The sequence below is a fragment of the Labilibaculum euxinicum genome (assembly GCF_009795715.1).
Classification (GTDB): Bacteria; Bacteroidota; Bacteroidia; order Bacteroidales; family Marinifilaceae; genus Labilibaculum; species Labilibaculum euxinus.
In genome coordinates, this window is sequence record NZ_WTCR01000001.1 from 97,011 (window position 1) to 108,841 (window position 11,831).

8 protein-coding genes are annotated in these 11,831 nt (G+C 36.5%); 1 reads left to right on the forward strand and 7 read right to left on the reverse strand.

Annotated elements, in window-relative coordinates; genetic code table 11:
- Positions 1–9: 9 nt before the first annotated feature.
- From GQR60_RS00330 to GQR60_RS00345, 4 genes are all read right to left on the reverse strand, one after another.
- Positions 10–882: a diacylglycerol/lipid kinase family protein gene (locus GQR60_RS00330; protein WP_124991037.1), complete on the reverse strand. Its 873-nt coding sequence runs from the start codon at positions 880–882 to the stop codon at positions 10–12.
- 91 nt (positions 883–973) lie between these two features.
- On the reverse strand, positions 974–1,741 hold the full coding sequence (locus GQR60_RS00335; RefSeq protein WP_197092631.1) for a nucleotidyltransferase family protein: 768 nt from the start codon (positions 1,739–1,741) through the stop codon (positions 974–976).
- A gap of 119 nt (positions 1,742–1,860) precedes the next feature.
- Positions 1,861–3,300, reverse strand: coding sequence for a RapZ C-terminal domain-containing protein (locus GQR60_RS00340; protein WP_124991038.1), 1,440 nt, complete (start codon positions 3,298–3,300; stop codon positions 1,861–1,863).
- Positions 3,301–3,428: 128 nt separating this feature from the next.
- A complete protein-coding gene (locus GQR60_RS00345) occupies positions 3,429–4,109 on the reverse strand; it encodes a DUF554 domain-containing protein (RefSeq protein WP_124991039.1) in 681 nt (226 codons plus the stop codon).
- Between the two features lie 199 nt (positions 4,110–4,308).
- Here GQR60_RS00345 and GQR60_RS00350 point away from each other — a divergent pair, with 199 nt between their 5' ends.
- The gene (locus GQR60_RS00350) at positions 4,309–5,718 is read left to right on the forward strand and encodes a M64 family metallopeptidase (protein WP_124991040.1); all 1,410 of its coding nucleotides are present in this window, start codon (positions 4,309–4,311) and stop codon (positions 5,716–5,718) included.
- Between the two features lie 198 nt (positions 5,719–5,916).
- On the opposite strand, the gene GQR60_RS00355 is transcribed toward GQR60_RS00350, so the two are convergent.
- From GQR60_RS00355 to GQR60_RS00365, 3 genes are all read right to left on the reverse strand, one after another.
- Entirely contained in the window at positions 5,917–7,266 is a 1,350-nt protein-coding gene (locus GQR60_RS00355) for a BNR repeat-containing protein (RefSeq protein WP_124991041.1), read from the reverse strand.
- 104 nt (positions 7,267–7,370) lie between these two features.
- Positions 7,371–8,537: a glycoside hydrolase family 88/105 protein gene (locus GQR60_RS00360; protein WP_124991042.1), complete on the reverse strand. Its 1,167-nt coding sequence runs from the start codon at positions 8,535–8,537 to the stop codon at positions 7,371–7,373.
- Positions 8,538–8,646: 109 nt separating this feature from the next.
- Entirely contained in the window at positions 8,647–11,772 is a 3,126-nt protein-coding gene (locus GQR60_RS00365; protein ID WP_124991043.1) for a glycoside hydrolase family 2 TIM barrel-domain containing protein, read from the reverse strand.
- Positions 11,773–11,831 lie beyond the last annotated feature (59 nt).

Genomic DNA, 11,831 nt, shown 5'->3' on the forward strand with positions numbered 1-11,831 from the left:
TTTATAATGTTACATTTTCATTTTCACCACTTCAATCTGTTTCAAAATTTCAATACTTAGAGTCTCCTTCAATTTTTTAGGCTCGCCATCTACATGATAAGTTTCAGAATTTGAATCAATTACCAAACTACTGGCTTTTACAAACTGCACATATTTTGAATTCTTCAACTTTCCTAAAAACAAACGAACTACGAAGTTTGGCACTACATAAAAAGGAATTTTTTTTATCAAAACCAAATCGAACAAGCCGTCGTTGCAGACAGCCTTTGGAGCAATCAAAGCATTGTTCCCAAATTGCCGGGTATTAGCAATGTTGATCATATGATATTTGCCCTCAATAACAGAACCATTAACATTGACTTTCGCCTGTATGGGTTTGTATTTTAAAAGCGCTTGAATGGTGCAATACACGTAGGTCTTTAGTCCTCGTGCAGGCATCTTTTCAAATTCAGTTGCCACATAACTATCAAAGCCTAAACCAGCCATGTTGCCACATAGTTCATTGTTTATCTTTATGACATCAACTTTTTCAGTTCCACCTTTTAAAATCTGATCCAGTAATTTTTTAATATTGCCATCAAAACCTAACTCACGGGCGAAACCATTGCCTGAACCATTAGGTAAAACAGCTAATTTTAGCTTGGAATATTTAATCAGATATTTAAGTGTCGTATTTATGGTACCATCGCCTCCGCAAATAATAAGTACTTTGTATTTTTCCGCTTTAGCGGTCAAAAAAACATCAAATTCCTCCAAAGAATTACTGACAAAATAATCAACTTTAGGAGCAAGCTCTTTAAATTTCTCAAGAATCTTACCCGAATTGGTCCCGGAGTGAGGATTGATAACAAAAATGATATCCTGTAAGTTTATTTTTTCCATATAAATTATTGGTGCACGGCTCTAGTATCTCCTGTTAGGAAGTGATATCGATATTCCAGTTCTTATTAAATTGAGCCCAAAAATAGACAAATTATTTCAGATGATCTTCTGCCCAAGCCAAATCTTCAGGTTTACCAAGGTCTGTCCAGATTTTTGAGCTGTCTTTAAAAGCCAGAATCTTTTCATTCTTTGCCAAGCGTAAATACAAATCGATAATGGAAAATTTACCTTCCTCTGTAATTAAGGGAAATAGTTTCGGACTAATCAAATGAATTCCGCTAAAAGCCATTGGTTCAGATTCATTCATCTCTTCCCTGGCAACTTTAACCTCACCGGTTTTACAATTCTTCCAACCTGTTAACTGATTATCTTTATTGAAATACAAGTATCTGCTGCTGGTTCTTTCGCGCATAACCATACTTACCAATGCCCCGGTCAGTTTATGAAAATTGATTAATTCAGATAAATTCAAGGAAGAAAAAACATCTACATTATAGATTAAAACGGGTGCGTCAGGAATAAATAAATCAGCGGCTTTCTTTAATCCACCTCCTGTATCCAGTAGTTCTTCTCGTTCGTCTGAAATACGAATATCAACACCAAAATTGTTATTCTTTTGGAGAAAACCCTCAATCATATCTGCATAATGATGCACGTTAATAACGATACGATCTACCTTAAGTTCAATTAATTTTAATATTGCTCTTTCCAAAAGAGGTGCTCCTGCCAACTCAACCAATGCTTTTGGTTTCGAATCGGTATAAGGTTTTAGGCGGGTTCCCAAACCTGCCGCAAAAATCATTGCATTCAACATCTTTTCAATTATCAGTGAAGAGTTATTACTTTTTCTTTTTCGCATCACACAAACTTTTGGCTTTTTTAGCCACCCGATTGCATTTTTTGCAAACAAAATTTTCCGAATTGCATACTTTTTCTGCGTATTCCCTCGGTGATAATTTACAACGTTTATTGCCCATATTAACTTCCTTCTATTTCTCGTTCAATGTGCCTTAAACTGATATTCACATCAAACTTTTCCCGTAAATGCTTTGCCAAACTCTCTGCCGAAAAAACGGAACGATGTCTTCCTCCGGTACAGCCAAAATTCACCTGTAAATTGGCAAAATTTCGACTGATGTATTTATCAACACTCATGTCGACAATACTATATACTGAACCTAAGAACTCATCCATTTCGCTGCGCTCCTTGAAAAAGTCAATTACCGGCTGATCTTTCCCCGTCATCTCAACATATTCCTGATATCTCCCCGGATTATGAATGGCTCTGCAATCGAAAACAAAACCTCCGCCATTGGTTGTTTTGTCTAATGGAATTCCTCTTCGGTACGAAAAACTATTTATTTCAACATGAAGTTTTGGTTTTTCTTCCTTACCTACGCTTTTCAAAAAATCTGAAGAAATAACAGCTTTTAGTGCTTTCACCAATTCAGGCAATTCAACAGGAATACTCATTCGTCCCAATATGGTTTCCAAATTTTTTAATGCGAATGGAATCGATTTTAAGAAATGATCTTTTCTTTCGTAAAAACCTCTAAATCCATAAGCTCCCATTGCCTGCATGATGCGAACCAACACATATCCCTGAAAAAAGGAAGTGAAAGCTTTTGGATCTACTGTCTGTACTTTCTGAATCTCCTTTAGATAAAAGGCTAACAGTTCATCTCTAACATCCTGCGGAAGATCTGCCTTAGCATCATATAACAAGGAAGCCAAATCGTATTGCAGGGCTCCTCTTCTTCCTCCCTGATAATCGATAAACCAAGGCTCACCATTTACCAGCATAATATTTCTTGACTGAAAATCCCGATACAAAAAATAATCACGGGGAGCATCCAACAAGTAATCCGAGAATTTTTGAAAATCGTTCTCGAGCAGCTGCTCATCGAATGGAATTTTTGCCAATTTTAAAAAGTAATATTTAAAATAGTGCAAATCCCAAATCATAGATTGTTTATCGAAACTATCCCGAGGATAACAAACACTATAATCCAATCCATTTTCTCCTTCGAGTTGAAAACGTATCAATTGAGAAATGATCTTTTTATAAATCTGCACCAAATCGTTGGCAAAACCTTCTCCAACTCTTAAATGCAAAATATAATCGAACAGAGTTGTATTGCCTAAATCCTGTAAAAGATAGATATCCTGTTCGTTATTTTCGCAGTAAATTTCCGGAACTGAAAGACCTTTTTCTGCAAAAAACCTACTGAAACTAAGAAAAGCAGCATTCTCTTTTTTATCAGCATTAAAAGCTCCCAATACCGTTCTCTTTTCTCCTATTAACCGGATGTATTCGCGATAGGAACCTGATTGAGGTAAAATTTCCGTTTCAATTACTCTGTCATCAGCCCATTCTTCAAATAACTGAATTAGAGCAGTTTTTATTTCTTCTTTCAAATCGTATGTATTTTGATTGCCTAAAGCGTTTTCTTCTGATTACAAATCTACGAAAAGATCTTATACCGACTGGTATATGCTACTCTTCTAATCTTTCAAAACCTATCCGTACAAATATCAAACTTATTCTAAGTTAAAAAGATATAGCACAGCAGCACTTCCACTAATAAGGCAGGAAGCATATTTAAAACCTTTATTTTTTTTATTTCTAAAATACTAATGCCTAATCCGATGATTAAAACGCCGCCAACACCTGCCATTTCGGTGATTATGGCTTCCGGTATTACTCCCCCAAACAAGGCCGCCAACAAGGTTAATCCTCCCTGATAAATCAGCAAAGGAATTACCGAAAATAAAACTCCCACTCCCATAACTGCGGCTAAAGCCACAGCCGAAAATCCATCCATCATCGATTTAGTTAACAGCAGAGTCGGCTCCTTGCCCATTCCCTCTTCCATACTTCCCAATATTGTCATTGCTCCCAAACAGAACAGCATAAATGATGTAACAAATCCGGTTGAAAATTTATCATCCTTACTTCCTATTTTCCGTTTCAACAACTCGCTCAAATACTCAACCCGATCCTCTAAACGTAAAAACTCGCCAATTAATGATCCAACCACCAAACTGAACACCATCAGCAACAGCTCGTTCGCTTTTAGAGCCATGTTTACGCCAAGGTAAAGTGTAAAAATACCAATGGCTTGAAAAACAATTTTAAACATTCGATCGGGAATCCTGGCCCGAAACAAAAGTCCCAAACTTCCCCCTATCAATATGGCAATTACATTAACCAGTGTTCCTATCATAAAATGATTTTATTTTTGAAAAACTAAATTTAATAGAAAATCAGTAAAGTCAATGATTTGAAACAAGAAAGCTTTTAATTCCTAATTTATTATCAAATTTAAGACCTCCGTTCAGATATGACGAATCGCATTTTTCGGAAAACAGATAATCATTAACTTGCAACATCTGCGAAACACTAAAAAAACAAATTATAATCATATGAAAAAGATTTTTGTATTTACTCTTATGCTAATTGGCATCTCCTTCTCATCAATGGCTCAATATGCTGATTATTTTACGAGTGCTACTATGCGCCTTGACTATAACCATGTAGGGAATTCAGGTGAAGAACACTTCGCCTTCGATCAAATGGTAAATGATGGTGAATGGTCTGGCAGTAAAACCATACTAATCGACGAACTAAATCTGGGGAAATATTGTTTCGAAGTAAAAGATCCAATAACAGGTAAGTTGCTTTATTCCCGAGGATTTGCAAGCATCTACGGCGAATGGGAAACTACGCCCGAGGCAAAAACCGAATGGGGAAGTTTTCAGGAATCACTTCGTTTTCCATGGCCGAAAAATGAAGTAGACATCACTGTATTTAAACGCAATATTAATAATGGTTTTGATCCTGTATGGACCTATAAAGTAAATCCAAAGCATTACCGTTCTTTCTCCAGCCCAGTAAAAAATCACTATAATACGATTGATATTGTTGTGAATGGTAAGCCTGAAAATCAAGTTGACATTGTTGTTTTGGGAGAAGGATACGCCAAAGAAGATATGGGTAAATTTAAAAAGGACGCACAACGTTTTGCGGAAGTTCTTTTAAGTACAGAGCCATATGCTTCCTTTAAGGATAAATTTTCGATCAGAGCTGTGGAAACACCATCTCCCGATTCAGGAGTAAATCATCCTCATCAGGATATTCATAAACGTTCGGCACTTTCGGTTACTTACGGTGCTTTCGATTCGGAACGATACGCTTTAGGTTTCGACAACAAAACAATTCGCAATGCGGCGGCGGCAGTTCCTTACGAATTTACAGCTATTTTAATGAATGATTCTATTTATGGCGGTGGCGGTATCTATAACTTGTATATCACAGCAGCTGTTGACAATGCTTTTCAGGAATATTTATTCGTACATGAATTCGGACACCATTTTGCTGATTTGGCTGATGAATACTACACTTCGGCAACGGCTTACGAAATGGATGCCAAGCATTTGGAGCCTTGGGAACTAAATGTAACTGCGAATACGAATCCTGAAACTATAAAATGGAAGGATATTGTAACACCAGACACTCCAATACCAACTCCCTGGGAAAAGGAGAAGTACGATGAACACAGCATTGCTGTTCAGAAAAAAAGAGTTGAGCTAAGAAAAGCAAAGGTTGATGAAAAAATAATGGAAAATTTCTTTATGAAGCAAAGATCGTGGGATGATGAGCTTTTAGCAAACATGGAATACAGCGGTAAAGTTGGTGCTTTTGAAGGAGCTCAATACAAGTCAACAGGCTTATACCGAAGCGCTCCCAATTGTATCATGTTTACCCGTCACGATAAATTTTGTCCGGCTTGTCAACGGGCTATTAAGCTGATTATCGATCAGAACACGAAGTAAAACAAAAACACAGATAAATATTAAAAGCGATTCATATTTAAGTATGAATCGCTTTTATTTTGAAATGTATAAGAAATCGTTAAAGCCAACACTTGCAGCTATTTTTAAAACATTATAACGTTTCGGTTTAAGCAGGTTTGCTGATTTTTTTAAGACAAATTCATTAAAATCAATCAATCAATGCTTTTTTTAACTTATTTACTTTCTAAGTTTTACCGGCACAGTATCACATTTTGAATATCTGTCAATTTTCTTTACTTCCAGAACATTCACCATCTTAGGTTCATAATCAGCCTTTCCTTCTCCATCAATCTGCTCCACCTTTTGTACAAAAAGATTAATTATTCCTTTATTTTTCCACAATTCCGTATCGAACGACGGCTCCCATGATCCAACCGAAAAGTCAGTCAAATCAACCACTTTCCAATTTCCTTGTTCTGATGTATTCCCAATCGCCATTGACACCTTTGCCTCTCTTTCTTCATCTCTAAAAATCAGATAAAAGGTGGATGTTTTATGCTTTGTTTTTGCTAAAATTTGAGGTCGGGAAATAGGAATACGTTTGGTTCCGGCTCCTTTTAATGAAAACGGCGTTTTCCTAAAGTTTAGGTTGATTGTATTCCATTTACCATTACTACAATTAACTATATGGTATTGTGGAATATCAGAATTCTGCTCACGCCAATAGCTTGCAATAACCGGCTGTCCTCTTTCATCAGTTGTCATTGATGTTTGATTTATCAGCTCGCTGTTTTGAGGTATATGTGAGGCATATTCTGCTGTAGCTGCTGTAATGGGAAGTGAGTATTTTTGGCCTTGAGAATTCTCCCAGCTTATTCCTCCATCTTTGGACCGTGCATAGCACAAATCATGATTGGAAGCCACATCAGGAGATTCGCGCCATACCCAGGAAACATGAATAATACCTTGCTGATCGACACAAGCCTGCCAGTAAGCATTTCGCTGTCCCTCGCCGTCAATAAGGTTACTTTGCATTTGAACCCATATTTTAGTTTTACAATCATAGGAATTCATCGCTAAATTACCTTTTCCGGATTGCCCGTCACGAAACATGAATATGAGATTGCCATTTGGCATTCTAAAAAATTGTGGATAAGTTACATTCGTTTCATTACTACCAGTCATTTCTATTTTAGGGCCTAACTGCAACGAATAGGGCTGTATACTTTTGGCATATCGTAAAGGATTCCCATGATGATCCCAGGAAACATGAAGATAACCATCACCATCCAGCATAATACTAATGCAATTATGCGCATCGTTTACATTCCCTTTGTAAGAGGTAGTATAGGTTGTAAATTGATCCGTTTTACACTTCCTCTTCCCCAATTCTAAAAATCCTTCAGAATTATAGTAAGCTATAAACTGCATCCCGTTCTGAGTCACCAACGAATTCTGCCGAAATACAACTGCATTAACCGAATTTTTAGACCATCCCTTCGAAACCGGAATTAATTTCTGAGCACAAACATTACAACTCGCAAATAAAAGAAAAACACTTAATAAGGGTATATAATAACGGAACATTTAATAAGGTTTATTTGTCATTTTCAATAAAAGTGAAAAATGCAATTTACATTAAAAATCCCCGCCTATATAGATAAATCATAACAGGCAGGGCATTATTTGTATTAATTTTCGATATAAGTTGCCAATTCAGAAGCAGCTAAAAGAAATGCACCAACGCCAAAATTTGATGTTGAATTTTCATCAACCTGCTGACCTGGAATCGCTCTTTCACCAATAGGCTGAACATATCCTACCGTTCCATCATCCTGCAAAGCAACCGTGGTTAAATAAGTCCAGGATTTAGCAGCAACTGAGCTATATTCCTCTTTTGAAAGAATTCCATTGTTCATCCCCCATAAAAAGCCATACGTAAAAAATGCTGTTCCACTGGTTTCAGGACCTGGCGCATGCTCTGCATCTAAAATACTTCGGGTCCAATAACCTTCTTGCTGTTGAGAATCTTTTAAAGTTGATGCCATCTTTTTATAAATATCAATAAATTCAGCTTTATGTGCATAGCTATCAGGCATATCCTGAATTATTTTTGCCAATCCGGCAAATACCCATCCATCGCCTCTTGCCCAAAAATCTTTTAATCCATTAACAGATTTGTGTTTTGGATATACATATTTTGCATCTCTAAAAAACAATCCGGTTTCTTCATCGTACATAATGCTTTGCGCATATTTAAAGTATTCGTATAACTTCTCCAGATAAAGCTCATTACTGGTAACTTTATAAAGTTTAGTCATTACAGGCATTACCATATACAAACCATCGGCCCACCACCAATAATCGTTATTTTCTGTGCTCATTTCATATTCCATTACTTCGATGGCACGGGCTATTTTCAAAGAATCCTTTTCCTCAGAAAGATTATATAAGTCGATATAGGTTTGAAAACAAATTTGCCAATCGCCAAACAACACAAACTCATGTGATTCTCCATATGTATATTTCCAATTCGCCTTATTATCTGATTTTGCGCCTTTCCACTCATTCTTATTCGCCCAAGCCTCAGAATAAGCTTTATATTTCTCTATTCCTGTAAGCTTATAAGCCGCAATATTGCCAGTATGGTAAGCTGCATTGTCCCAAAAAGCACATCCAGATTCTTGATGGGTCAATTGCCAATGATCATTTACCTTTTTGATAATTGAAACGACATCATTTTTTTTAATTTTAGATAAAGTTGCTGCATTATCCTTACTCTTTGAACCTGTGGCAGAACAAGCAACAAACAATGCTGCAAGTCCTATCAGTAAAATGTTTTTATTTTTAAATTTCATAATACTTCTAAATGAATTATTCCAGATAATACAATTATCTTCTACAAAAATTTCTATTTAAAGTTGTCTCCCATATTTGCAAGCAGATATGGGAGATCAAACAATAGATTTAATTCGCCTTTTCTACGGCACTAATTGTATAGCTATAGCTATACGTATTATCCAATAATAAATATGGTTTATGCGGATAACGTCCCCAACTATCATCACCTCCTAATCCACGTTGTTTAAAATCAACATTCAGATAAACCTGATGTCGAGGAGTAACATCACTTGGATGTCTTTGTTTTTTAGTTAAACCTGAATCAAGATCTTCTACCGGATTATGAGACACTTTCACGCTTAAAGGCTGTAATCCTTTAATTTCTAATCCTATTCCCTCGTTATTTGTCAATGTCAACCACCTCACATCCGTTTTGTTTCCATTCTCCTGAGGTCTGATATAATCAACTTGCTGATCAGCTACAGTACTTGAATAGATTCCAATAAAACTTGAAGTATTTCTATCTGAATAATTTTCCCATGGACCTCTGCCATAATAGCTAAACTGATCAAACTGATTGTCTAATTTTAACTGCATACCAAAACGGGGAATTTCCGGAAGTCCCTCTCTGCCTGCAACCCATTTAACATCTACTTTGATTTTGCCATCTGCATACACGGTATAAGTTAATTGATATGGGCTTGCAACGTCATTTAACCACAAGTCAGACTCAACCGTAACAAAATGATCCGTTTGCGTTACTTTTACATCTTTTACGGTTCTGTTTTGTCCTGCATTTCGCCATATATTTAATTTCGAAGGCATTCCATTTCCAAAATCATTATCGGTTGGAGCTCTCCAAAAATCAGGTTCAACACTTCCATTCAACAAATTTGTTTCTTTGTATTGATATCCTGACAACAAACCACTCCATTTATCGATAGTAATCTTACTATTTGAAGCTGATATCACAATCCGGTTGTTTTTGTCCTCATAGGAGATATCTCCTGTTACTGCATGCTCTTTTTCGAAATAATCATTGCCTTTAAAAACAAATTGTTCCCTTGCAATTTCAAATCCAACGGGAAGTAAAGCTTCTTCTTTTGCCGTAAAAGCATAAATACCCAATGTATATTCTGTTCCTTTTGATGGAACTATTTTAGGAAGCTTTAATTTAACTTCTTTTGATTTCCCGGCATTTAAAGAGACTTTAAACGGAGCTTCTGCACTAATCTCACCATTCTTTTTCAGTATCCATTTAAAAGCATATTCTTTTAAGTTTCGAGTTAGAAATCGATTCTGAATGGTTACAATACCATTTTCAATATCCTGATTAAAAAATAATATGTCCTGATATACTTTTTTAACTTCCTCTAAACCTGGATGTGGTATTCTATCAGGAGAAACAAGACCGTTGGCACAAAAATTTTCATCATTTGTATATTTGTAACCTCCAATATCTCCACCATAAGCCCAGTAATCTCTACCTGAATCATCTACAGCATGCAAACCTTGATCTACCCAATCCCAGATGAAACCACCCTGCATTTGTTTGCTTGAAGTAATAATATCAAAATACTCCTGAAAGTTCCCATTGCTATTCCCCATTGCGTGTGAATATTCACACATAATATAAGGTCGGGTTACATCAGTACGTTCAGCATATTTTTTCATACTTTCCATGCCTGGATACATTGGACAAACAATATCTGTATTCCGATTCTGCCCGGCCTGCTCAAACTGAACCAGACGGGTTGGATCTGCCTTTTTCAACCAATCGTAAATATCATAAAAGACAGGGCCGTTTCCGCATTCATTCCCCATGCTCCAAATAATTACCGACGGATGGTTTTTATCACGTTGAAATAAACGTTCCACTCTGTCTTTATGTGCTGGCGCCCACTCTGGTGAGTATGCCGGATGTACATCTTTATTGAACCAACCTTGCCATTCTGCACCCATCGCATGAGTCTCGATATTCGCCTCATCAACTAAAAACAGTCCATACTCGTCGCATAATTTATACCATAAAGGACTTTGAGGATAATGACTCATACGCACCGCGTTAATGTTATGCTGTTTCATGAGTTTGATATCTTTCAACATCGTTTCTTTATCAACAACATGTCCATTGTATGCATTGTGCTCGTGCAAATTAACTCCACGCACCAAAACGGACTTTCCGTTAATCATTAACTGAGCATCTTTTATCTCTACATTTCTGAAACCAACTTTACACGATGCAGCTTCAATTAGCTTTCCATCACGATCCGATAATGTAATTAAAAGTGTGTATAAATTTGGCGTCTCATTGCTCCATTGCAACGGTTTATTTACTTTATCTTTAATATGAATTTGTTGTTCACTCTCACTTTTCAGTTCAACTGAAGAGCTGGTCGATAAAATTTGTTTGCCTGCGTTATTAATCAAATTCACATTTACACGAACTAACTTTGTTTCGGAAAGCTTATTCGCAAGATCAATATCTACATCCAGTAATCCATTTTTATAATTTGCATCCAAAGCTGCTTTCGCAAAAAAGTCTGCAATACGAATTTGATCCGGACTATACATGTAAATACTTCGGTCGAAGCCGGATAGCCTCCAAAAATCCTGATCTTCCAAATAAGATCCATCACTCCATCGATAAGCCTCTATGGCTATGCTGTTTTCCCCTTTTCTTACGTATTTTGTGATATCAAACTCGGTAGGACTTTTGGTATTTTGACTGTATCCAACCTTTTGTCCGTTTACCCACACATACATAGCCGCGGCTCCACTCTCAAAATGAATATACACTCTGCGGTTTTTCCACCCTTCCGGTAATGTAAAATTTCGCTTATAGCTTCCAACCGGATTGTGACTGTGGTCGATAAACGGAGGATTCTTAGGAAAAGGATAGTTAATATTGGTGTAAATTGGAGTACCATACCCTTTTAACTCCCAATTTCCCGGTACAGGCATCTCACCCCAATCCGAAGTATCATATTCTTCTGTATAAAAATCCTTTGGTTTGTCTTCTGGTTTATACACCCAGTTAAATTTCCAAGTTCCATTTAAAGACAAATACCAATCTGATTTTTGACAATCATCAGCAATAGCAGCCTCTTTGCTTTGATAGGGCAAAAAAGTAGCTCTGGCAGCTTCCTTATTAATGCCAAAAACCCGTGGATTTTCCCAATCGTTAATTTGTCCTGTTGCCAATTGAACCTGTATCAATCCTAACAGGAATATTAAAACATATTTCTTCATTATTATTTTATTAAATCTTCAAAACACACCTAAACATCTTTCTGCACCTAACTCATTAT

Excerpts from the sequence above, each read along its gene's own strand:
- GQR60_RS00355 (WP_124991041.1), bottom strand. The coding sequence starts at position 7,266 with ATGTTCCGTTATTATATACCCTTATTAAGTGTTTTTCTTTTATTTGCG.
- GQR60_RS00365 (WP_124991043.1), bottom strand. The coding sequence starts at position 11,772 with ATGAAGAAATATGTTTTAATATTCCTGTTAGGATTGATACAGGTTCAA.
- GQR60_RS00345 (WP_124991039.1), bottom strand. The coding sequence starts at position 4,109 with ATGATAGGAACACTGGTTAATGTAATTGCCATATTGATAGGGGGAAGT.
- GQR60_RS00350 (WP_124991040.1), top strand. The coding sequence starts at position 4,309 with ATGAAAAAGATTTTTGTATTTACTCTTATGCTAATTGGCATCTCCTTC.
- GQR60_RS00335 (WP_197092631.1), bottom strand. The coding sequence starts at position 1,741 with ATGCGAAAAAGAAAAAGTAATAACTCTTCACTGATAATTGAAAAGATG.
- GQR60_RS00360 (WP_124991042.1), bottom strand. The coding sequence starts at position 8,537 with ATGAAATTTAAAAATAAAAACATTTTACTGATAGGACTTGCAGCATTG.
- GQR60_RS00330 (WP_124991037.1), bottom strand. The coding sequence starts at position 882 with ATGGAAAAAATAAACTTACAGGATATCATTTTTGTTATCAATCCTCAC.